General features: G+C 64.5%; 19 protein-coding genes and 1 pseudogene. 9 read left to right on the plus strand and 11 right to left on the minus strand.

All coding sequences use genetic code 11. The features are described from left to right. The first annotated feature begins 277 nt into the window (after positions 1–277). The gene (locus tag C6A82_RS01675) at positions 278–976 is read left to right on the plus strand and encodes a hypothetical protein (protein WP_105342066.1); all 699 of its coding nucleotides are present in this window, start codon (positions 278–280) and stop codon (positions 974–976) included. An 80-nt stretch (positions 977–1,056) separates the two neighbouring features. Here the strand turns inward: C6A82_RS01675 and C6A82_RS01680 are convergent, their stop codons facing one another. After that, positions 1,057–1,827, minus strand: a complete 771-nt coding sequence (locus C6A82_RS01680) for an SDR family NAD(P)-dependent oxidoreductase (protein ID WP_233216738.1) — start codon at positions 1,825–1,827, stop codon at positions 1,057–1,059. 81 nt (positions 1,828–1,908) lie between these two features. On the opposite strand from C6A82_RS01680, the gene C6A82_RS01685 reads away from it, so the two are divergent. Further along, entirely contained in the window at positions 1,909–2,595 is a 687-nt protein-coding gene (locus C6A82_RS01685; RefSeq protein WP_199193599.1) for a DUF899 family protein, read from the plus strand. Here C6A82_RS01685 and C6A82_RS01690 read toward each other — a convergent pair. Both C6A82_RS01690 and C6A82_RS01695 read right to left on the minus strand, forming a co-directional pair. Further along, positions 2,588–4,282: an RNA polymerase sigma factor gene (locus C6A82_RS01690; protein ID WP_304597969.1), complete on the minus strand. Its 1,695-nt coding sequence runs from the start codon at positions 4,280–4,282 to the stop codon at positions 2,588–2,590. The genes C6A82_RS01685 and C6A82_RS01690 overlap by 8 nt on opposite strands. Positions 4,283–4,417: 135 nt before the next feature. Then, positions 4,418–5,389: a hypothetical protein gene (locus C6A82_RS01695; protein WP_311101616.1), complete on the minus strand. Its 972-nt coding sequence runs from the start codon at positions 5,387–5,389 to the stop codon at positions 4,418–4,420. Positions 5,390–5,708: 319 nt separating this feature from the next. Here C6A82_RS01695 and C6A82_RS01700 point away from each other — a divergent pair, with 319 nt between their 5' ends. The 4 genes from C6A82_RS01700 (at position 5,709) to C6A82_RS01715 (ending at position 9,408) form a co-directional block, all read left to right on the plus strand. Next, entirely contained in the window at positions 5,709–6,179 is a 471-nt protein-coding gene (locus tag C6A82_RS01700) for a hypothetical protein (RefSeq protein ID WP_105343230.1), read from the plus strand. A 54-nt stretch (positions 6,180–6,233) separates the two neighbouring features. Next, complete coding sequence (locus C6A82_RS01705; RefSeq protein ID WP_105343229.1) at positions 6,234–7,082, plus strand: L,D-transpeptidase; 849 nt, start codon at positions 6,234–6,236, stop codon at positions 7,080–7,082. Between the two features lie 106 nt (positions 7,083–7,188). Next, entirely contained in the window at positions 7,189–8,502 is a 1,314-nt protein-coding gene (locus C6A82_RS01710; protein WP_105343228.1) for a diiron oxygenase, read from the plus strand. Positions 8,503–8,574: 72 nt separating this feature from the next. Beyond that, the gene (locus tag C6A82_RS01715) at positions 8,575–9,408 is read left to right on the plus strand and encodes a class I SAM-dependent methyltransferase (protein WP_105343223.1); all 834 of its coding nucleotides are present in this window, start codon (positions 8,575–8,577) and stop codon (positions 9,406–9,408) included. Between the two features lie 33 nt (positions 9,409–9,441). Here C6A82_RS01715 and C6A82_RS01720 read toward each other — a convergent pair whose 3' ends face one another. Continuing rightward, positions 9,442–9,738 (minus strand): hypothetical protein, encoded by a 297-nt coding sequence (locus C6A82_RS01720; RefSeq protein ID WP_105343222.1) that lies wholly within the window; start codon positions 9,736–9,738, stop codon positions 9,442–9,444. Positions 9,739–9,750: 12 nt separating this feature from the next. Then, complete coding sequence (locus tag C6A82_RS01725) at positions 9,751–10,560, minus strand: alpha/beta fold hydrolase (protein ID WP_233216821.1); 810 nt, start codon at positions 10,558–10,560, stop codon at positions 9,751–9,753. A gap of 399 nt (positions 10,561–10,959) precedes the next feature. On the opposite strand from C6A82_RS01725, the gene C6A82_RS01730 reads away from it, so the two are divergent. Further along, positions 10,960–11,748, plus strand: coding sequence for a DUF4239 domain-containing protein (locus C6A82_RS01730; RefSeq protein WP_105343231.1), 789 nt, complete (start codon positions 10,960–10,962; stop codon positions 11,746–11,748). A 303-nt stretch (positions 11,749–12,051) separates the two neighbouring features. Beyond that, positions 12,052–12,708, plus strand: a complete 657-nt coding sequence (locus tag C6A82_RS01735; protein WP_233216820.1) for a DUF4239 domain-containing protein — start codon at positions 12,052–12,054, stop codon at positions 12,706–12,708. Positions 12,709–13,034: 326 nt separating this feature from the next. On the opposite strand, the gene C6A82_RS01740 is transcribed toward C6A82_RS01735, so the two are convergent. The 6 genes and pseudogenes from C6A82_RS01740 to C6A82_RS01765 form a co-directional block, all read right to left on the minus strand. Continuing rightward, complete coding sequence (locus C6A82_RS01740) at positions 13,035–13,490, minus strand: hypothetical protein (protein WP_199193655.1); 456 nt, start codon at positions 13,488–13,490, stop codon at positions 13,035–13,037. Positions 13,491–13,575: 85 nt separating this feature from the next. Continuing rightward, positions 13,576–14,466, minus strand: a complete 891-nt coding sequence (locus tag C6A82_RS01745; protein WP_105343209.1) for a universal stress protein — start codon at positions 14,464–14,466, stop codon at positions 13,576–13,578. Next, positions 14,463–16,289 carry an amino acid permease gene (locus C6A82_RS01750; protein WP_311101617.1) on the minus strand — a complete coding sequence of 609 codons (1,827 nt, stop codon included), beginning with the start codon at positions 16,287–16,289 and terminating at the stop codon, positions 14,463–14,465. Before C6A82_RS01750 ends, C6A82_RS01745 begins: the two co-directional genes overlap by 4 nt. A 463-nt stretch (positions 16,290–16,752) precedes the next feature. Then, a pseudogene (locus tag C6A82_RS01755) lies at positions 16,753–18,063 on the minus strand (lipase family protein). A 90-nt stretch (positions 18,064–18,153) separates the two neighbouring features. Then, the gene (locus tag C6A82_RS01760) at positions 18,154–19,239 is read right to left on the minus strand and encodes a VIT1/CCC1 transporter family protein (RefSeq protein WP_105341607.1); all 1,086 of its coding nucleotides are present in this window, start codon (positions 19,237–19,239) and stop codon (positions 18,154–18,156) included. 118 nt (positions 19,240–19,357) lie between these two features. Then, positions 19,358–20,641 (minus strand): glycosyltransferase 87 family protein, encoded by a 1,284-nt coding sequence (locus tag C6A82_RS01765; protein WP_396836768.1) that lies wholly within the window; start codon positions 20,639–20,641, stop codon positions 19,358–19,360. Positions 20,642–21,027: 386 nt separating this feature from the next. On the opposite strand from C6A82_RS01765, the gene C6A82_RS01770 reads away from it, so the two are divergent. Continuing rightward, positions 21,028–21,837 carry a hypothetical protein gene (locus C6A82_RS01770; protein WP_311101619.1) on the plus strand — a complete coding sequence of 270 codons (810 nt, stop codon included), beginning with the start codon at positions 21,028–21,030 and terminating at the stop codon, positions 21,835–21,837. Positions 21,838–21,937 lie beyond the last annotated feature (100 nt).

Here is a 21,937-nt window from a genome sequence, read left to right on the forward strand (position 1 = left end):
TCTCGAGCCACGTGAGACAGTCTGACCGACAGCAGCGATCGAGGGACGACATCGAACCGGCCGAGTGAGAAACTGCCGGCTCGGTAAGGCACCCGGCCGATTCGACGCTGTGACGTACGCTACGCGGCTGATCTCGCCGGCAACGCGCCGCCGCCCCGCTGAGCTGGGAAAACGTTACCTTTTCGTGATCATTGCTGGTCGGCGGACTGACAGCGCTTTCTAAGGGTTCTTTGAGGGAAGATGAACATTTCATTCTTTGCTCGTATGGTGCTACGTGATGGGGAGGCACAGTGTCGCTCGGCGCCGACGGATAACGCCGTCGGTCGTCCCCGCGGCGGCAGTGATCGCGCCCTACGCTCTCCTCCTTGCCGCTGGTGGCGATGTGTCGGTTCCCGCGCCTGTGCACGAGGCCGACACGAGCGATCAGGTCGTTGAGGACTTGCGCCCCGCGGAGGTCGTCGCCTCGGCACCGGACACCTTGTTGGCGACGACGACCGCGCCCGCGCCCGCCAGCGTCGAGCCGGCGGCCGGAGTCGAGCAGATCCAGTTCGCGGCGGCGTCGAGGTACCGGGTCTACAACCGCGAGGCGGAGCGAGTACTGCCCGTCGGAATAGCGCCGGAGAAGGGTCTTCAGGTCAAGACCATTCTTGTCGCGCGAAGCATCAGCGCGTTGTTCCCCGAGATCCAGCAGATCGGTGGAGTCCGGCCGGATGCGCTTCAGTGGCACCCCAACGGCTTGGCGCTCGACGTGATGATTCCGAACCCGACATCGGCGGCGGGCATCGCGCTGGGGAACCGGATCGTCCAGTACGCACTCGAGAATGCGGATCGGTTCGGTCTGCAGGACTGCATCTGGCGCGGCATGTACTACACGCCCGGTGGCGCGAAGGCCGGCGGCTATGGCCACTACGACCACGTCCACATCACGACACGCGGTGGCGGATACCCCACCGGCGACGAGGTCTACATCCGCTGACCCTGCCACGCAGAACATGACGGTCAAAGGCGTCGGCGCAGTCGGCACGATCGGACGATACTGCCGGTACTCGGGCGACGTCATGGCCGGAACGTCACTCCGCCGTCGACGCTGATCGTCTGCGCCGTGATGAAGCTGCCGTCATCGGAGAGCAGCAGCGCGCCGAGCGCGGCGACGTCGTCGGGCGTGCCGAAGCGTGACTTGATCATCTGCCTCGCCCTGGTCTGGTCGACGATGCCCTCGGGCATCGGGTTCTGGTCGAACTTGTAATGCCAAATCAGCCCCGGCGCAATGGCATTGCACCGGATGCCCTTCGGGCCGTACTTGCGTGCGATGTGGCGCATCAACGCCAGCTCGGCCGCCTTGCTCATCTGGTAGGACACCCGGGTGCTCGCGCCGTTGTAGGCGTCGATCGATGCCGTGAACACCAGCGACCCGCCACCGCCCTCGATCATCGGCGGGATGGCGTGCTTGGCGCAGATGACGAAGCCGCGGGTGTTGACGCGCATCACCTCGTCGAACGCGTCCAGCGGCAGATCGACGACGCCGCCAGGTAGGTACGCGTCCGCGGCGTTGGTGAAGTTCAGGTGCATGCCGTCGAGCCGGCCGAACGTGTCGACGGCGAGGCCGACGATGCCGATCACCGATTCCTCGTCGGCGCCGTCCAGCGGTACGCCGCGCACGCGCTGACCTGACGGATCGAGTTCGTCGGCGATCCGTGCCGTCAGCTCAGCGTCGAGATCGCCGACCACCAGTCGCGCGCCCTCGTCGGCATAGCGCCTGGCGAGGCCGTTGCCGACGCCGCCGAGTCCCGCGAGGATGACGACCTTGTTTTCGAGTTGCCCGGTCACACGTCAGATACTGCCCGAAGCGATGACTTTCGCGTGCCGCCGTGGTCTCTATGGAGAAGAAGCGTCGAGAGGAGAGTCCGCATGGCCGAAATGGTGAAACCCCCGGTTGTCGATCAGGAGACCTGGCGCAAGGAGCTCGATGAGCTAAGACGACGCGAGAAGGCCGCGACGCGTGAACTCGACACCATCGCCGCGCAGCGCCGCAGGCTGCCGATGGTCGAGATGGACGACTACACGCTGATCGGAGAGGACGGGCCCGTCCGGCTCGCGGACGTCTTCAAAGGGCGCTCGCAACTCATCGTCTACAACCACATGTGGGAGGACGGCGCGCAATGGCAGTGCGGCGGCTGCACCGGGTTCACGTCGCAGTTCACCCGGCTGGAGTTTCTCGACTCTTATGACGCACGGTTCGTGATCGTCACCAACGGACCCATCGAGGAGGCGCTGGCCTACCGCGACAAGGTCGGCAACAAGATGGAGTGGTACTCGTCGGCGGAGAGTTCGTTCGGCGCCGACGTCGACGCACCACCGGGAGCCGGCTTCGGCGTCAACGTGTTTCTGCGCGACGGTGACAAGGTCTACCGCACCTGGCACACCAACGGCCGCGGCACGGAACAGCTCAGCCACTCGTTCGCCCTCATCGACCTGCTGCCGTTCGGGCGGCAGGAGGAGTGGCAGGACTCGCCGGAGGGCTGGCCGCAGTCACCTACCTACTCGAGGTGGTTGGACTCGCCTGACATCGCGAAGGCGTACGGGCCGACTACCTGACGCAGATGTCCGTGGTGGGGTCGCACGGCGTCGCCGCGGGCGGGTCCACCTGCTTGGGCGCGGGTCCGACCGGGTCAGGCACCTGTTGCGCGGGCGGCTGGGCCGGCGGCACCTGCTGTGCCGGCGGCTCGGCGGGAGGAACCTCCTGCGCCGGTGGTTGAGCCGGCGGCGCTTGCGGAGCCGGAGCCTGTTTCTGCGCGGGCGGTTGCGCGGGTGCCTGGGCAGGGAACTGGGCCGGTGGCCGCGCAGGGTTCTGCGGCAGCGGCAGTTGCGGCAGCTGGAACGGAAGCTGGCCGAGCGGCGGCTGCGGAATCGGTGCCGGAGCGGGGGCCTGTACGGGAGGCGGTGCGGGTGCGGGTGCCTGAGCGGGAGGCACGGCCGCAGGGGGTTGAGCCGGTTGCGGGGTGGGCAATTTCGCCCCCGGCGTGGGCGGCGGCGCGGCGGGGCGAGGTGACTGCACCTGCCGCGGCACGGGGGTGGCCCGTGGCGCCTGCGGTGTCGGGAGAACCGCGACGGGGGTCGGCGCGGGAACGGATGCGGTTGGCGTCGGCTGGGGCGCGGGTTGCACCACGCCGCTCGGGGACAAACCGACGCTCGGAAGATATAGCCACGCGAGCGTCCCGCCGAGGACGAGGATCGGGACACCGATCAACAACGCCATCAACGGCACCACGCGACGCTTCGGCTCGTCGCCCGTCGGACCGCCGACGAACGCCGCGGGTTCGTCACGACGCGGAGGCTCAACCGGTGGCTGGAAGGGCGCCGGTGCGATCGCGGGTCTGGCTGCCGTGGCAGCGGCGTGGAAACCCGAGTCGGCCTGCGGCCGCATCTGCGTCGCGGCGGCATTCGACTTGTTCATGTTGCGCGACGCCGACGTCAGCTCGAAGTCCCTGGTGACGCTGTTCTTCAGCCAGGCGGGCGCTGGGATGAACACCGGCGCGCCAAGCAGAGCGGCCGGACTCACCGACCGGCGACGCAGGTCTTCGCACGCGTTGCACGACTCGATATGGCGCGCAATGCGTTTGCGCATCAGGATGTTGAATTTGCCGTCCCAGCCATGCAGAACCGACGCCAACTCCGGGCAGCTGGCCGGATTGGACTGGATGCGGCGTGCCACGAGCAGGGCGCCGAGCGAGCGCTCGATGGTTTCGCGCAGACGGCCGACCATCGTGTTGGCGTTGGTCTGCGTGACCCCGAGAGCCATCGCGAGTTCGGGACCGTCCAGCCCTTGGCGATAGGCCAACTCCAGCACGGCCTGGTCGCGGTCCGACAGTCCGCCTGCCGCCTCGGAGATGAGGTTCGCCAACTCCAGTCGCTGAGCCATTGTGTCCGGGCCTGCGTCGTGCGACATGACGTCGGGCATCTCGTCGGACAGCCGTTCGCGCTTCAGTTCGCGGAGACGTTTATGGGCTTCGTTGCGGACGACGGAATAGAGCCACGGCCGCAACTTCTCGGGCTCGCGGAGCCCGCCGAGGCTAGTGGACACGATGCAGAACGCGTCCTGGACGCAGTCCGCGGCCGAGTCGCGGTCGCGGAGCATTCCGATGCAGAAGTCGTGCAGCCGGTCGGCGTAGCGGTCGTAGATCTGAGCAAAAGCGTTGCGGTCGCCGGCAGCCGCTGCGACTGCGATCTCCGCGTCGCTGCTGCCTGGGCCTATGCCACTCCAGTTCGATAGTGCGGCGGTCATGGTCGAGACTCCAGATCGATCGGGCGGCGGTAGCTGTCAGCGTAATTGCTGGGCCCCGCCTGGGCGAGATATTCGGACGATGAATAGTGCTCAGCCCAGGCCGGGTGACCTGGGCTGAGCGGTGTTGTGTGTGGTTCACCCGAACGGCAGGTTGTCGAAGGCATCCTCGGCCTGCTTGAGCTGGTCTTGAACCTGCTTGTTGAGCGCTTCGTTCGCGGCCGCCTCGGCCGCCGCGTTCTCGGCCTGCGTTGGGCCCTCAGCGGTGGTGCCTGCGCCGCCTGGGGGCTTGCTGCCTGCGCCGCCGGTGGACGGGGTCGTGCCGCCGGTGGAGGGGGTGGTGTTGCCGCCGCCGGTGGACGGGGTCATGCCGCCGGTGGAGGGGGTGGACGGGGTGGTGGTGCCGCCGGTGGAGGGGGTGGTGGTGCCGCCGGTTTGGGGACCCGGGACCGCGACCACGACGTCGCCGCCGTTCTGACCGGGGACGCCAACCTCGACGAAAGGCGTCTTGACCGCGACGCCGGGACCCTTCGGCGCGGGCGCCGGAGCGGCGGGCGCGGGCGCCGGAGCAGCCGCCGGCGCTGGCGCGGTGACCGGCTTCGACGAGGTGATCGGCTTCTGGGTGGCGACGGACCGCGGTGCGGACGCCGGACCGCTGACGCGGATCGGCGCCGGGTTGTTGACGATGATCGGCGCCGGTGCGTTCTGCGCCGGTGCCAAAGCCGGAACCTCAACCGCCGAAGGCAGATTGACGACGGGCGCCGGGGCGACAGCGGCCGGAGCGGCACTTGTGGAGGCGGTCGGCTCGGAGCTGGTCGAGTTCATCAGGTAGATGCCACCGAACGCGGCAGCGCCCACGACGGCGAGGCCGGCGACCAACAGCAGGCCCTTGCTCGATGACGACGACGATTGCGAGACCGGCACCTGCACCGGCATCGGCTGCTGCGGCAGCGGTGCCTGCTCGCCGTAGTACGACCCGTAGCCGTAGTTGGGCTGCGGCGAGTAGCCGTAGTCGGGCTCAGGCAAGCACTGCGAGTAGGCCTGCGATGAGCTCGAGCGCACGGTCGGCTCGGAGTAGCGGATGTAGTTGGTGGTGGCGTTGGCGTTCATGATCTCTCCTTGGTTTGAAGTTGCCGTGGTGGCTGCTTTCACAGGTAGGAGCGATGGGCCGGGTGCAGTCGCACACTTTTTCCGAAAATTTTCGACAGATTTTCCGCGTAGTTGTCTGCGCAGGTCAGAGGGTTATTACGCGCTGTGGAGCGGTCGGTTTCTGGCCTTAGGTATCGGCAGTGTCTGGGCCAGGTCACCTTTGGGAAACAGTGCGGCGTGGCCTGTCGCGCATGTCGCTATGGCTGCTAAGAATTGACGCCATCGCCTAAATACGAAGCGTGTAACTCGCTTGAAGCAGTGTCAGAAGGAGTCGACGCCGATGAAGTTCACTGATCGGTTCAACATCAGAACCCTCGTTTCCTGTGCGGGGTTGTGTGCGACCGGCATCGCGTTGTGCTCAGCCGCTGCCGTCGCCGCCGCCCCGCTCGCGACCGCCGAATGCGCGCCGGGTGCACCGACGGGCAAAGAGTGCGGTGCGCCTGCCTCCGCGTTCGCCCCGATGGCCGGCGTTCCGCTGGCTTTGCCCGGGCCCGTCCCGGCTCCGGTGGCGCCTGTGCCCATTGTTCCCGCCGCGCCGCCCATACCGGTGATCCCCGCCGCTCCGGTTCCTGTGGTTCCGGGCGGTGCGCCGTTGGCCGGTGCGCCATTGGCCGGTGCGCCGGTGGCCGGAGGATCGCCAGTAGGCATGGCAGGCGGCCTCGCAGGTAAAGGTGATCGCGTCGGAGCGCCTCCGGCCGGTGCGCCCCTGCCCGGCCAGCCGCTCCCCGCCGGTCCTCCGGGCGCGAGCTGACGAACAGTGCCGCCCCAGCCGATGAAGCAGCCTCGTCTGATGAAAGAAGGAGCCATGCGGGCAGTTGGGCGGTGCGTTCTCGCGGTGATCGTGACAGCTGCGAGTGTGGTGTCGAGCCCGGCCGGCTTCAGCGCCGCGGCGAGCCAGTCATCAAGGTTCGGCATAGCGTCGGTTCTGCCCGCGCCGGACCAGGTGGTGGGCGTGGCCCATCCGGTGGTGGTGACGTTCAACGCGCCGGTATCCGACCGCCCCTCGGCCGAACGGGCCATCAGGATCAGGTCGCAGCCCGTGATGACAGGCAGATACGAGTGGCTCGACCACAAGGTCGTCCAGTGGGTACCGGACGGCTTCTGGCCGGCGCACACCACGATCGCGCTGTCAGTTGGTCGGATGAAGACCAACATCCAGACAGGCCCGAAAGTGGTTGGCACCGCCAATATCTCGGACCACACCTTCACTGTTTCTATCGACGGCGTCGAGACGGGGCCGCCCCCTGACCTGCCGTCGCCGCATCACCGACCCTTCTGGGGCAGGCCGGGCGTATTTCCAGCATCCACGGGCCGACCCGAATATCCAACGCCGGTGGGCACATACGCCGTGTTGGGCAAAGAACGCTCAGTTCTCATGGATTCCAGCAGCGTCGGCATCCCGGTCGATGCGCCTGACGGATACCAGATGGACGTGGAATACGCCGTCCGCATCACTGATCGCGGGTTGTTCGTGCACTCGGCACCGTGGGCGGAGAACGCGCTGGGGTATGACAACGTCAGCCACGGTTGCATCAGCCTGAGCCCGACTGACGCAGAGTGGTACTTCAATACGGTCAACGTCGGGGACCCGGTCATCGTGCGGGAGAACAGCCTTGAAGTTCCTCGAGCGGTGACGGCCGGCGGCCGCCGCTAGCGCACAACTCGATACCGACTCAAGACCGAATCGAGACCGTGTCGCACGGGAATCTCGCGGCGCGCAACTTAGCGTCAGGTGTCAACTTCGCGCAACGGATGGGTAAATGACAGCTATCGACGATGCGGACGACGCGCTGGCAGATACACACTTCTCCAGGGTGGAAGCTCTTTCGCGCGCGACGACTCGACTCCGTTTCGATCCGTATGTGGACATCGATTGGGACGCACCGGAGAACGCGTTGGACGAGAGCGATCCGGGGTGGCTGGTGGATCCGGATACCGCTCCGCTCGCCGCAACGGAGTGGTATGCGGCACAGTCGCTGCAGCAGCGAATCGACATGAGCCGCTGGATAACTGCGAATACGTTCAAAGTCGGAATTCAATTCGAAATGATTTTGATTCGAGGCGTTGTTCATTACGCTGGAAAGCTATCCAATTCCGATCCAGTGTTTCGCTATCTCATGCACGAGATCACCGATGAATGTAATCACATTCAGATGTTTCAGGAGTTCATCAATCGGAATGGGCAGGATGTACCCGGTATGCGGCGGATGTCGCGAGTCCTGGGTCCCATCGTGGGTTTCATCAGCGGATATTTGAGCGTCATGCTCTTCATAGGTGTCCTTTGTGGCGAACAGCCAGTCCATTTTCAGCAGACGCTGCTACAGCGAAGGGCACAACGGATACCTCCCTTGCTGAACAAAATCACTTATATCCATCTGGCGGAAGAGGCCCGCCATATTACTTTCGCGGACGACCATCTGGCCGAGCACATACAGCATTCCGGACGCTTCAAGCGGGTAGCTTACGCAATTTGGTTTCCACTCTTTCTTCGCTGGTTGATGGGGGAGATATTCACCCCGCCGCGGTCGTTCGCGCGACAGTTCGGCGTGCCGCGCCGGACCTTCAAGTCCGCCTATTGGCGAAGTGGGCATTCGCATCGAATGATGGCGGAGTCGGCCGCCGACGCACGCCGGGTGGCAGAGCATCTTGGTCTTCGGAGCATCTGGTCACGTTGGATTTGGCGGGTGCTGGGCATCGATGGCCGCGTCCCACGCTTCCGTGGCGAGCCGAATCGGATGTTCGGAGGGTCAACTGACGCGCAGCTTGTCGAGATCCGGACGACGACCCTGGGGCGCGCCACTGCCGCGGCGATCATGACGATCGTCGCGATCTTGGCGACACCGGTTGGATTGCGGATCACCTTGGTTGCCGCTGCCGGGACCGCCGCGTGGGCGATCTACCATGCTCTCCGGGAGCGTCGTGGCGGTGTGGTGGCGAATCAGCCGTTTGAATGGCCGAGGCTTCTCGTCTGGATTGCGTTCTGCCTCATGATGATTCCCGTCGGCGGGCTGATCGGACTCGCCATGGTGGTGTTCATGATCCTTGCTTTCGCCGAGTTCATGCCCACCCTTTGATGCCTGAATTCGGGCCGCCGTCCGACGGCCCGGCAACCTCGAATCCACTTAGAAGGGTGGTACTTTCCGCAAATGGCTGAGCTTCCATACTTTGACCTGCTGATCAGCGAACGGCAAGACGGCGGCGTAGCCGGCGAGCTGTGGGAAAGCCAGGTGCACTGGGGCTATTGGGAGAACCCAAGGTCTGCCGACGGAACCCGGGCCGACTACGTCGCTGCCATGGCGAACATGAACAACGTGCTGTTCGAGGCTGGACAGGTCACTGACGGGCAGAGACTGCTGGATGTCGGCTGCGGCTTCGGCGGAACCATCCAGCAGATCAACTCCCGCCATTCCGACATGTACCTGACTGGTCTCAACATCGACGCGCGCCAGCTCGCCGCTGCCGACGCTCAGACCCACGCCGTGAACGGCAACTTCATCGACTGGGTGGAAGGCGACGCATGTGCTCTGCCGTTCGAGGACAACTCTTTCGACCGTGTCCTGGCAGTCGAATGCATCTTCCACTTCCCGTCCCGTGAGCGCTTCCTCGCAGAAGCCGCCAGGGTACTCAAGCCGGGCGGTTATCTTGCGGTATCCGACTTCGTACCGACCATGACGTTCTTCGGCAAAACCCCATTCTGGATGGCCGTTCGTACCCAGATCGCCAAGACGTACGGAACGCTGGGGAACATACCTCTGCGCTCCTACAAGGCCATGGGTAGACGCGCGGGCCTTCAGCTCGACGCGAAACGCAACATCCGAAAGAACACGTTGCCGACCTACCCATTCATCATCAAGTTCTTCGTTGAGGAAGGTTCAGCCGAAGCCCAGAAGACGATGATCGGCGGCACTCGGTGGATGAAATGGCTGTCAAGGTTGGGGCTGGTTCAGTACAAGGTGTACACGTTCCGCAAGCCTGAATAGCCTTCGCGCGTCGGGAACTTCGGCACGCACCGCTCAGTCGTCGATGAGGGTGAACTCGTGTCTGTACGTGCCGCCTTCGTTGCGTGTCGTCGCCACTTGGCCGCGGGCGCCCGTGAAGTTGCGGGTGCCGCCGACCACCGCGCGGAGTTGCGGCGCGCTCGGCGTCATCTGCACAGCCTCGCCACGGTAGATCGACTCGCCGATGACCGCGATCGTGTTGCCGTTCCCGAGGTCGAACGACAGCTGGCCGAGGCGGTCGGAGTCGAGGTGGGCCGACCGTAGTGCCTCCGCATGGCCGGGGAGGCGATATCGAGTGTCAGCGCAGCGCACTCGACCCGCGAGTCAGGTACGTCGACCAACGTATCGGTGGCTGGCCGGCCACGCACAGTCAGCGATCAGGGCCGTAACCTCGTCTGCCAGTTCGATCTGCGGGAAGTGGCTGTACCCGTGCAGCATCTCGATCCTGGCCGACGGCACGTGCGCGCTGACCAGTTCCAGCCACGGTGAGCTCAGGCCCGGTTCAAGCGATACCCGTCTGCGTGCGGTGTCGAGCGTCGTGCTCTGGATGGCGAGCAGGGGGACATCGACCGAATTGAGAGCGCTCTCCATTTCGCGGGCGTCCCAGCCGGCCAAGTCCGTCATCAGGGTCCTGCCCAACCCCGCGGGAAAACGCAGCGCGCGCTCGACGATCCCCCTGGCGAGAGCGGGATTGCTTGACGGGAAGAACATCGATTCGAAGAAGTCTCGTACGAAACGCCGGTAGCCGTCTCCTGCAAGCTCATCGGCCATGGCCTGCTTTGCCGCGATAGGATCACCGCTGCCGATTCGGCTGCCGTCCACGAGTACCAAAACGGATACGGCGTCGGGCTGCACTCGATTGGCCTCAAGGACGACACGGCATCCCATGCTGTGGCCCACGAGAATTGCCGATCGCGACGGCAGTTCCCTGACAATTTCCGCTACCGCAGCGCCGTACGCCTTGATGGTGCACTCGGCCGGGGTGCCGGGGCTGGATCCATGCCCGGGCAAGTCGCACACGACGACGGTGGTCCTTTTCTCGAGCGACTCGCGCTGCGCCTGCCAATCCGTGCCATCGCAGGCGAATCCGTGTACGAAGATCAAGGCAGGGTCGCCGGTACCGGTCGTCGTCATTCGCATAATCGGAGTCCTCTGCGCTGGCCTTGAACCCACGATCGTCCGGCCGGATCATGGTGCGTGAAATCCTGTCACGGCTGTTCCCCAAGTGGAGCTGAATGCGGATGTTGTTCTCGGCGCCAGTCAATCGAAAGCGCCACTGCGGCATTACTCAAATGAACCCCCGGTCGTCATCGCGCTCGACATCGGATGGCGTCAAGGTGGCTTCCCGTTTCCGACTCAGTCCGGGTTATCAGCGATTATCATCGTGCGGTCGAAGGAGAACGACGTGGACGACGCGCCACCGGGCAATATGTCGACCTGGCGGCTTCATAGTCCAGCTGTGACGGTGTCGTCCGTGCCGACGATGGCGTGCGCTGTGGGCGTCGGCAGGGCGAAGCGCAGGGAGTGTGGCCGGTGAGCCGCTGGCTCGTAAACGACGTCCCCTCGTGGCTGCTCCTGGCAGGCCTCATCATTCTGATCGTGGGTGGATCGGTTCTCGTTCAGGTCTACGTTCGGAAGCGATTCCCGCGGCTCAAGAACGGGGCCCATAACGACGTCACGAAATTCGTCTACGGCGTCGTCGGGTTCGTCTACGCGTTCTTCATCGGGTTCGTCGTTTCCGCGATGTGGGGGGAGGTAAACATCGCGGATGACGAAACCCGAAGCGAGGGAGCGTACGGCGTGCAGCTGGCGAGGGACATCTACGTGTTCGACGAAGCCGACGCCGACCGGATCCGACGCGGCCTGCTGGAGTACGAAAAGGCAACGATGGCGGAGTGGCCCCACCTGGCCAACGGCCAGCGCGTCTCCGATGCGGATGAGGCGCTGCACCGATTGTATGTCGCGTACACGGACGTCAAGCCGCGCACAGACACTCAAAAGACCTTTCTGGCAACGTCATTCAATAACCTGAACCACCTCAGCAAGGCCCGTACGGAGCGGGTCGACCTCGCCACCAGCGATACCGGACCCCCTTGGTCATTGTGGGTGGTCATCTTCCTGACGAGTGGGCTGGTCCTCGGTTGTTCGATCATCTACGGAGTGGAGAACGCCGCCATGCACTATCCGATGGTGGCAACCGTGGGTGTGCTGGTGGCCGCCAACACATTTCTGATCCTCCAGCTCTCGCATCCGCTCGTCGGCGACATTGCGACATCACCTGCTCCGCTGAGCGAGGTCGTTCAGGTCGTGTCTCCGCGTTAACCGAGCATTGATGCTCGGCTGAGCTGCCGTCCTTCCAGCGCTCTGCGGACCGCTCAACGTCAGCGTCGACGGATGGCCAGTACTCGTAGCGCCCACCGGCTTCGAGTCTGTCAGCCAGATGGGCACGCCACGAGGTGGTCTCTTGGTACGCTCCGCCGCGCAATGCTGTTTCTCTATCACCTTCCCAACTGGCTGCTGGCCGTGTGCATCGTCGGCGCGGTCCTCGCGCTCGCCTACCCCGGATACGTTCTCATCCATCGACTCTGGCGGCGCTCGTTCACCGAGGCGGAAACGAACGTGTCGATGGCCGTGCTGAACGTCATCGCGACCGTCTATGCTCTGTTGCTCGCGTTCGTCGCTGTAACAGTCTGGCAATCGTTCGGCGCAGCCGAAACGGCCGTGGTCAATGAATCCAACAGCGTCGGCGAACTGGCACGCGCCCTGTCGCTGTTCGACAGCCCGCAAGCGCGACAGGCGCGCGGGACTCTCCGCGAGTACGCCGACGTCGTCGTGACGGTGGAATGGTCCGAGATGCGTCAGGGACAATCAAGCACTGAGGCGTGGGACGCGTTCGACCGAATGTTTCATGCCGTCGGCCAACTCGAACCCGACACGCCGCGCCGCGCCGCGCTCATGCCCGAGATCTGGTCAGCGGCAAACGATGTCCTCAGCGAGCGTCGAACGCGGCTTCACGCCGCCGACGCCAAGGTCCCAGCCACGCTTTGGATGGTCGTATTGATCGGCTCGGCGTTGACGATAGGGACGACTGCGGTGCTCTCGCCGTCCCGCTTCAGCTTGTGGATCATCGGGTTGCTCGCGATGTCGATGGGACTGGTCTTCTTCCTCATCGTCGTGATGGACCGCCCCTTCACGGGAGAGGAAAGCATCGGTCCGGCACCGTTTCACACTGCGATAGAGAACATGGATCGATGGGACGCCCAGTATGCGCATGCGAAATGATGCCGACCAACCGGTAGAGGGTCATGAGCACGCGGGATCGTCGAGCTGCTCGAGTGGGACTGCGTTTCGCATCGCCTGATAACCCGCAAGGTTGAAGTGACGTGGTCAGAGCCGTCGAAAGCCGGATTGATGCGTGAAGGGTCCACAGGATCACGAACCACAGCGTCGAAGTCGATCACCGCCTCAGCTGGGCTCTCCTCGCGCCAGAGCGGCCGAGATCGCCACTCGCTTCAGCAAGAGCACGCCGATTCCTCTGCCGTCATCGAGGGTCCGATCTGTCGTGCCGGATGATGACTGGAATTCCCGTGAACACCGTTGACCCGATGTCAGCCGCCGGGCGGAGGCTCGGTGACCGTCACGGTCGTGGTGCTCGTCGTTGTGCTGGTGATGGTGCTCGTAACTGTGCTTGTGGTGGTGGACGGCTCGACTGACGTCGGCGCGGCGGAGGTGGTCGGCGGCGCTGACACTGTGCTGGTCTCCGTGATCGTCACTGTCTCGGTCTCCGGCGCAGCAGTTCCCGCAGTTGTGGTCATCGACGTCGGGGCGATCGGGGTCAGCGTGGTGGTGGTCGTGCTGTCCGCATCGTCGGACCCGACGACAGACCACACGATCAGCGCCAGCAGCAGCGTGACCAGCACCCCCGCCGCAAACATCGCGGCCGGCGTCCGGTACCAAGGCACGGGCTCCTCCGGTGGCATACCCGGAGGTCGACGCTCGCCGCCGTACCCGCCAGGCTGATCGTCGTAATAGCCGCCGTCACCGGGCGGACCGTAGTTCGACACGGTTGGATGCTAGTCCCGCGACGGTGCCGCCTGTGCCGTTAGCCATTGAACTGGCCGGGCTCGACGGATTTATCTGCTGCGCGACCTACGCCGACTTCTGGTGTCGCGGGATGATCATCACGGGGACGGGAGCATGGCGCAGGATCTTCGAGGCGGCTGAACCGAGAAAGACTTGAGCTGCCTGTCCGGCTGCGCCGGATCCGAGCAAGAGCATGTCCCCGGCTTGCCAGGGGACGTTCTCGACGGCCTCTCGCCAATCGTGGCCGCTGCCGACCACGACATCTACGTCGGGAACCGAGATTCGATTGCGAACCTCGTTGAGCTGCTTGACAATATCGTCCATCATCCTGTGCGCCCACTGCTCGACGACGAGGTCTTCCGCCGAACGCTCGATCTTGCCGCTGAACACCGCCACCGGTCGCACGGTGAACGACACGATCCGCAATTGGACCGGCCACTGGGTGGTCAGTTCGGCAGCCGCCGGGATGAGGCCGTGGATGTCGGCTTCGCCTCCGAATGCGACGGTGAGCCGTCGTATCGGCTCGGGCGCCAGCGGGTAGCCGCGCGGAGCGATCGCGACCGGTACAGCGGCGGTATGAACCAGCCGTTCGGTGACGCTGCCCAGCGCCACCCGACCGAGCAACCCCGAAGACGACGAGCCGACGACGACCATTCTGGCGTCGTGAGCGGTCACGAGTTCGAGCAAACCTGTTGGAATTGAGGTTGATCGGTGAACCACAGTGGGGATGTCCAAGTCGCTGGGCAGCTGGGTGACCACTTTCTCGAGTGATCGCGCCGCCTCCGAAGTGACATGGCGCAGGTACTCGTGCTCGACGGGATCGTCCTTGGCAGGCCAGGGCCGTTCCACGATCGCTGCGGCCACCACCTTGTCGCCGGTCCAGCGCGACAGCTGCGCTGCCAGGTTGAGGGGCGCGGTGCCCTGACGGCTCGAGCTGAAGCCGGCGATGATGGTCATGCCACCGGCTCCGCTTTCTCGGTCTGGGTAGCGACCACGTGCGTCACCGGCAGGCGGTGCGCTTCACGCGCGCGGTCCACGACGTCGAACCGATTCCAGACCGACTCCTCGGGCGGCAGTGTCGAAATCACGATTTGATCCGGCCGGAACGAGTCAACGGCGCCGGCCAGGGCGCGCAGGGGCCGATAGTCACCCAATTCTCCGTCGGCCTCGAGGTTCTCGGAGCGCAGGATGGCCACCGTGTCGTCCAGTCGCTGCTGCGCGATGACCCGGGTCGCTTCCTCGACGTCGAGCGGACCGTGGGTGGCTGCGGTTCCTGTCTCGATCGGGCTGACGGGAACGATGACGCGATACTTGGCAGTCCTGTCCGCGCCGATGCGACGAAGCTCGTCGAGCAGCTCCCGCGATCCGACCGTCTGGTTGGCCAGCACCAGGACGCGATGAGGACGCTCTGTCGGGGCGACTTCCTCGGCGGCTGGACGGCGATTGACGTACCACCGGTTCGCGAGGAACAGCGCGATCACGACGGCCCATGACAGCAGGCTGAGCGTCAACGCCTCCCTGTTGGTGCCACCCTGCATTCCCATCTGAATCAGGATTGCCAGGATCGCGCAGGCGGTGAGGATCGACAGCACCGGGAACAGCCACATCTTGACCCGAAGCTGCGAGTCGTCTGCGCGGCGGCGCAGCACGATCTGGGAAATCGCGATGAGCAGGTAGACGAACAGGATGACCGCGCCGCTGGAGTTCAGCAGGAACGCGAAGATAGTGTCCGGCGAGATGGCAGCGGCGATGACGCACAGGAAGCCGACCACCGAGGACGCGAGAATCGCGATGGCCGGAACCCCGCGCCGCGTCACCCGGACCAGCTGTGCGGGCGCCTCACGCCGCGCGGCGAGAACGAACAACATGCGAGACGCGGTGTACATGCCCGAGTTCAGACAGCTCAGCACCGCTGTCAGCACCACCGCGTTCATGATGTGGTCGGCGTAAGGAATCCCCATCTCCGTGAACGCGGCGACGAAGGGCGACGCGCCCGCCTCCTCGTCGTTCCACGGCAGGATGACCGCGAGCAGGAACGTCGAGCCGACGAAAAACACTGCGATACGCGTGATCACCGAATTGGCGGCCTTCGCTACTGCACGCTCCGGATCCGACGACTCCGCCGCGGCGATCGTCGCGATCTCCGCGCCGACCATGGAGAAGATCACGGTGACCACACCGACGGTGACGGCCGTGACACCCAGCGGGAAGAACCCGCCGTGGGCAGACAGGTTGGAGAAGTCCATCGACTTGTCCGGCCACAAGCCGAACACGAAGAGCCCGCCAAGAGCGATGAACGCCACGATCGCGGCCACCTTGATGCCGGCGAACCAGAACTCGAACTCACCGAACGACGAGACGGAGAACAGATTGGTGGCAGTCATCAGGACCATCAGGATCAGAGAGCAGAACCACAGCGGAATGTCGATCCAGTACTGGATGATCTTCGCGCCCGCGATGGCCTCGAAGCCGACGACGATCACCCAGAAGTACCAGTACAGCCACCCGACCGAGAACCCGGCCCAGTTGCCCATTGCGGCTCGGGCGTAGTCAGCGAAGGATCCGGTCGACGGGTTGGCCACGGCCATCTCGGCCAGCATCCGCATGACCATGATGATCAGCACGCCGGCAAGGGCGTAGGCGATGAACGCGCCTGGCCCGGTGCCGCCGATGACGACGCCGGAGCCGACGAATAGGCCGGCACCGATGACGCCGCCGATGGCGATCATCGTCAGCTGCCGCTGGTTCAGCGCCTTCTTCAGTGTGGGTGTTGCGCTCATTGCATCCTCCGATGCTCGTGCGGCAGATCGATAGCCGTGACAATCGGCCCGAAATCACAATTGTCTTCATGATCAATTGTCTGGTCAAACTATCTGCCAATCGTAGGCCGCTTGGCCGCTGCGGGGGCTGGATTTGGAAGTTGATACTAGATCGCCCAGACGTGACTTTCAGCCGGCACGTTGTCCGAACTTCTGTCGCTACGTTCGGGCACTTGCCGGAGGACGCTTGTCAGGCGTATGCCAAATGCGGCGTTAATGTTGATATCGCCCTGCGATATTCGCGCCTGCTTCGCCCCCGGCCTGCGGGCACCCGGGCGATGCCGAGTCCCTCCATGCAGCGGTTGGTTAAGGGCTCGAATAGCTCAGTGGGACAACGTAATTCGACTACGCTGTCGCATGTATGCGCAGGTCAGCGGCCTAGCGTAGGGGTTGTAAGCGCTCGTAACGAACCGAGGCTGAGGAGTTACCAAGCATCCGTCGTCGACAGCGGATGGCGTTCGACGGAGCGCCCGAGACGACCCTCGCCGTGATGACGCCCAACTTGACCATGCCAAGGTACGTCGACGGGTTGAACATTGTCGGCCACACCGTGCGTGCTTTGTGCTCGTTGACCGGCCGGTCCGTGAATCGATCGTGCAGCCACCTCAGCGTCATGGGCGCAGACAGTGGATGCAACAGCAGATGACCACAGAACCGGTCGCGGTGATAGGTGACCGCTGCACCGATGCGGTCATACTCGGCCACCAGTGCGTCGATATCGTCGACGCTGATGATCCCGTCGTGCACCGCCTGTACGACCAGCACGGGAGGCTTGGGCCTGTATTTGCCGAGCTTGGTCTCGTCGAAGATGTGGCGCACTTCGGGTAGGTCCCACAGCTCGTCGGCTGTCATGTCGACGTAGGACCCGATGTCGACGTTGCGCAACTGCCATACCGCCTGGGCCGTCGTCATTGTCTGCAACTCGTCGAGCAGCGCATTGCCCTCATCAGTCGCGTGCTCGTCGACGACGTTTGCGCGCCGGGGAAGACTTGCGTCAGTGCGGAGATCATCAGCGCGGCGAGACCGGCGAAGAAGCTGCCGTTGAGGCGGCGCGCCACACTTCCCGGGTCACCGACGGGCGAACCCAGAGCGGCGCCAACGATATTGAGTTCCGGCGCATATCGCTCACACAGCTCGGCCGCCCACGCCGACGCCAAGCCTCCCCCGGAATATCCCCACAGACCCACCGGTGCAGACGGCGACAATTTCAAGCGCTCGCACCGTATCGCGGTCCGCAGCCCGTCCAGTATCCGGTAGCCGGGCTCGACGGGAGCGCCCCACATGCCGTGGCAGCCTTCGTGATCCGGCACGCAAACCGTCCAGCCTTCGGCCAGCGCGGCGGTCACCAACAAGTACTCGGCTTGGACGAACGCACCGATTGGTCGCCCACCGCGCCGCATGGCGAACGAGGGTAAACAGCGCGACGCCACCGGACGGGCCACGTCTGACTCGCGCTGCGCCGGGACAGCACGGTCGTCACGGCGACTTCCGGTTCTTCGTGCAGATTAGTGGTGCGGTACAGCAACTGAGTGGCTTTCACAGGTTGGCTGATGAGACCGAGAAATCCGATCTCGACGTCGCGCGAGCGCAACACCATGCCCGGTTCTGCGTGCTCGTAGCCCTGTGGCGCCCGGTAGAACGGGTCGTCGTCGGGTGACATCGGACGTTCGCCGCTTCGCAGCTCGTCGTGCGGGACGTTTGCGAATCTTACTGGCGTGGCGGAATAGTTATCCATTGGTGTGGCGACCCCTCGGTAGTGCTGACGGCGCGCACCCCAGGCCGCCCGAGTATCCATTGCCCGCGGTACCGGGCTGTCAACCTTCGGTTATCCGATACCAGCACCGAACATCAGCCCGAGCGCGTACGTGATGGCGGCCGCGCCATAGCCGATCAGCAATTGGCGTAGCGCGCGTCGCAGGGGTGGTCCCCCTGACAGCAGTCCGACGATAACCCCGGTGGCCAGCAGCGTCACGCCGACCAGTCCTGCCGACAGGCCGATTGCCACGGTGCCATGCAGTCCGAACAAGAACGGCAAGACTGGAATCAATGCTCCTGAGGCGAAGCAGCAGAAACTGGACAGTCCTGCAATGAGCCCGCTGCCGACGGCCTCGTGGGGGTCATCACGTGCCGCTTCGTCGATCGAGCCGGTGTCGCCGCTGCCCAGCGTCCTCAAGACCTCTTCCGCCTTGGTGCCAGCCTCGGCCTCACTCATTCCACGCGCGCGGTACACCAACGCCAGCTCGTTGGCTTCGACATCCAGCTGGGGAAGCGCAGCACCGGCCTGCGGGTTCGGTGTCGAGGCTTCGAGCAGTTCACGCTGCGAGCGCACCGAGACGTATTCGCCGGCACCCATGGACAACGCTCCGGCCAGCAGTCCGGCCATCCCGGTCGCCAGCAAGGTGTGGGTGCTCACGCCGGTAGCGCTGACGCCCAGCACCAGCGCCAGGTTGCTGACCAAGCCATCGTTGGCGCCGAACACCGCGGCACGAAATGCGCCGGAGAGCCGACTGCGTCCGCGGGCGGCTAGTGCGCGCACGACCTCCTCGTGCACACGCTCGTCAGCGGCCATCCTGGGCGTCGCGTCGGCGTCGCTCTCATACGTCGACCGGGCTTCTGCGCGCTGCGCCAACGCGAGGACGAACACGGACCCGAAGTGGCGGGCCAAAAAGCCAAGCGCTCGCGTCCGCAGCAACGGTCGGTGCGGCGTGCCGACGTACGGACCCAAAAGATCGAGCCAATGCTGCTCATGACGGGCTTCGGCATCAGCAAGCGCCAGGAGAATCTCGCGATCGGCACCGGTGCTTCGCTGCGCGAGATCACGGTAGATCGCTGCCTCAGCGCGTTCGTCTGCCAGATGTTGTCGCCAGCGACGCAGATCCGAACGCGAGGGAGCTAATCGTTGAGCACTCACCAGTCCTCCCTCCGATGACAGCGCTTATTCCACTCGAGGAATAACCCACTGTGTCACCGGACGACGCGGTAGCGCAGGTGGGCCACTCCAGGCGCGGGAAGTACCCGCGCGAGTTCGGCTAATGATCGCGGTAGAGCGGACCGATGCTCGCTCTCGGTCGACTGCCCTCCGCCATTGCGTCAATGCCGATCGTTGCGGCCGCTGGATGCTGTCGTGCCCGCCAGAACGTGTACACGCTGCAGATGAGCACGATAGTAAGCGCTAGAAGGTAAGCGGCGGGCAGAAGCTGATCCCACGTCCCGGGGTGGCGCAAGGACATCAGACCTGCTTGTGGAGGCAAGCTTCGAGATGCGACGAACCACCCCCCGAAGATCGCCCCAAGCGTCCACATGGCCAGCGCCGCGACGCGCGAGCGGTGTACGTACCCGCGAAGCCCGAGATGGACAAGAAGCAGTGCGAACCACACCCAGTGGTGACTCCAGCTGAAGGGTGAAGCGGCGGCCGAGGTCATCCCCGCGATGGCGACGCCCAAGAGCAAAAGACCGCGACGCCATGCCACCGCGGCGATGGCGATGGCGACGATCGCGAATACGACTGCGGCCACAGTGGGCCACGGCGTTGCCCACTCGAAGCGCTCGAGCAGTCCGGCCAGGCTGGTGTTCGCCAGAGGGTCGCTGGAGATCCGCCGTATGTCTTGGAAGTGCCCCTGCAGCCAGAAATCTCTGGAATCGACTGGCAGCAGGGCGAATCCGACGGCGATGGTGAAGATGAAGGTCAGTCCGGCGACGGCTGCCTCGCGACGTCGCCCGGTTGCAACGAGAAAGACAATGAAGAGTGCGGGAGTCAGTTTGATGCCGGCGGCGATCCCGATACCTATCCCAGTCCACCTGCGGGACGGTGGTGACAGCACGTCAGCGAGGACGATCGCCATCATGAGCAAATTGATCTGGCCGAGCTGCAGCGAAAGCCGGACAGGTTCCAGCCAGACGATCGGAGCCATCAGAAGCGCCGTCAGCCCCCACACGCCGGTTGCGGTCCTGATTCCTGCAGCATTGAGCATCCGGCGGACCATGTAACCCACGCAGGCAATGTTCACCAAAAAACCAAAGGTGAGAATCGCAGCCTCGCTCAACCCGATGAGCGGAAGAAAGCACAGCGCAGCGAATGGCGGGTAGTCGAACAGCATCGTGTGTGAATTCCCGGTCATCCCCACTGAGTACAGGTCTTGACCATCCCAGACCCGCGCGGCTCCGAACCGGTACACCAACAGGTCGACCTGGCTGGCCAGGCTGGGCCACCGTAGATATGCGGCTAAGTACAACGCCAACGCAACCAGTAAGACGACCGGCCCCAACACACGGACCGATCGAGAGATGGCGCGCGGAGGGCGATGGTCCTGCACGATTGAGGCGACTCCTTCATCGGTGTCCGTATTCGTGCCTTGGCAATTACGCGCGAACTAACTCGCGAAGTCGGGGAGACGTACGACACCTGCTACCCGGCGCAGCGCCCGGCAAACGGCTTTGTAGCGGTTGTCTCGCCGCGCCGGGGCAAACGACGGTCAAGATCAGTTCTGATGGGCGCTGGTAGTCGCCAAATATGCCGCCGAAATGCGGATCGCCGACGCCGGAATCGAACCCGCGTACGCAGCTTGAGAAGTATTGCGTCCACCTTGGCGAAGGGACTAGGGCGGGCAAACTTACTCGCCAGCCGCCTCCGATCACAGCCGTCGCACATCCGCCCAGACGGCAGGCTTTACGCTACCGGGGTCAGCTAAAGTAGTGCGCCGTGCTGGTCTGGATCGCCCCACTCGTCCTCGTCGTGGCGGTTACGGCGGCGATCACAATCAAGCTGCTGGTACGCCGCCGCGCGCCGATGGGCGGCTGGTTCAGTGACGCCCCTCGTAGCGCCGGCACCTTATCGGTAATCGGCACCATGTTCGCGGTGGTGCTCGCGTTCGTAATCTTGTTCGCGCTCCAGAGTTACCAGCGAGCGCGGGACGGCGCCAGCGTCGAGGCCGTCGCCGTGGCCGAGCTCCACTCCGTCGCTGATGTGTTCCAGGCACCTTCGAGCGATCGTCTGCAGGGAGGACTCGTCTGCTACGCGCGCGCCGTCATCGAGGACGAATGGCCCACGATGAGAGACGGGCGGTCAAGCGAACTGGTGCAGTCGTGGATCGACACTCTCGGCCGAGAGTTCGCGACCACCGACCCGCGCGGCGCGCGGCAGGAGGCGGCTTACGCACAGTGGTTCGACGAGCAGGCTCAGCGCCGTGATGGTCGTCGAGCGCGCATCGCCGAAGCGTCCCCATTCGTGTCCCTCCCGCTGTGGATCGTGCTGGGTATCGGCGCCTCGCTCACGATCGCCTACATGTGCGCCCAGGCCGACCGGCGCGAGGGGGCGCTTATCCAGTCGATACCGATCGGCTTCGTCACCACCCTCATGACCGCAGGCCTGCTAGTCGTTGTTCTCCTCGACCATCCGTACGCGGACTGGAGCGGCAGCATCGCGCCGACCGAGATGCGCCGGACGCTCGCGCTTATAGATCACGGAGGCGCCCCGCCGTGCGACAAGCGGGGCATCGCCCGTTCCACCTGACGGCCCAGCTGCGGGTCGCATCAACTCATCGTTTTTGACGTTTTTGAGACAGCCGGAGAGAAGGACACTTTGCTTCTGCCCGTTGCATGACACCGAAACT

Source organism: Mycobacterium sp. ITM-2016-00318 (assembly GCF_002968285.2).
Taxonomy (GTDB): Bacteria; Actinomycetota; Actinomycetes; order Mycobacteriales; family Mycobacteriaceae; genus Mycobacterium.

Excerpts from the sequence above, each read along its gene's own strand:
- C6A82_RS01675 (WP_105342066.1), top strand. The coding sequence starts at position 278 with ATGGGGAGGCACAGTGTCGCTCGGCGCCGACGGATAACGCCGTCGGTC.
- C6A82_RS01685 (WP_199193599.1), top strand. The coding sequence starts at position 1,909 with ATGGCCGAAATGGTGAAACCCCCGGTTGTCGATCAGGAGACCTGGCGC.
- C6A82_RS01690 (WP_304597969.1), bottom strand. The coding sequence starts at position 4,282 with ATGACCGCCGCACTATCGAACTGGAGTGGCATAGGCCCAGGCAGCAGC.
- C6A82_RS01695 (WP_311101616.1), bottom strand. The coding sequence starts at position 5,389 with ATGAACGCCAACGCCACCACCAACTACATCCGCTACTCCGAGCCGACC.
- C6A82_RS01700 (WP_105343230.1), top strand. The coding sequence starts at position 5,709 with ATGAAGTTCACTGATCGGTTCAACATCAGAACCCTCGTTTCCTGTGCG.
- C6A82_RS01705 (WP_105343229.1), top strand. The coding sequence starts at position 6,234 with ATGCGGGCAGTTGGGCGGTGCGTTCTCGCGGTGATCGTGACAGCTGCG.
- C6A82_RS01710 (WP_105343228.1), top strand. The coding sequence starts at position 7,189 with ATGACAGCTATCGACGATGCGGACGACGCGCTGGCAGATACACACTTC.
- C6A82_RS01715 (WP_105343223.1), top strand. The coding sequence starts at position 8,575 with ATGGCTGAGCTTCCATACTTTGACCTGCTGATCAGCGAACGGCAAGAC.
- C6A82_RS01725 (WP_233216821.1), bottom strand. The coding sequence starts at position 10,560 with ATGACGACGACCGGTACCGGCGACCCTGCCTTGATCTTCGTACACGGA.
- C6A82_RS01735 (WP_233216820.1), top strand. The coding sequence starts at position 12,052 with ATGGCCGTGCTGAACGTCATCGCGACCGTCTATGCTCTGTTGCTCGCG.
- C6A82_RS01745 (WP_105343209.1), bottom strand. The coding sequence starts at position 14,466 with ATGACCATCATCGCCGGCTTCAGCTCGAGCCGTCAGGGCACCGCGCCC.
- C6A82_RS01750 (WP_311101617.1), bottom strand. The coding sequence starts at position 16,289 with ATGAGCGCAACACCCACACTGAAGAAGGCGCTGAACCAGCGGCAGCTG.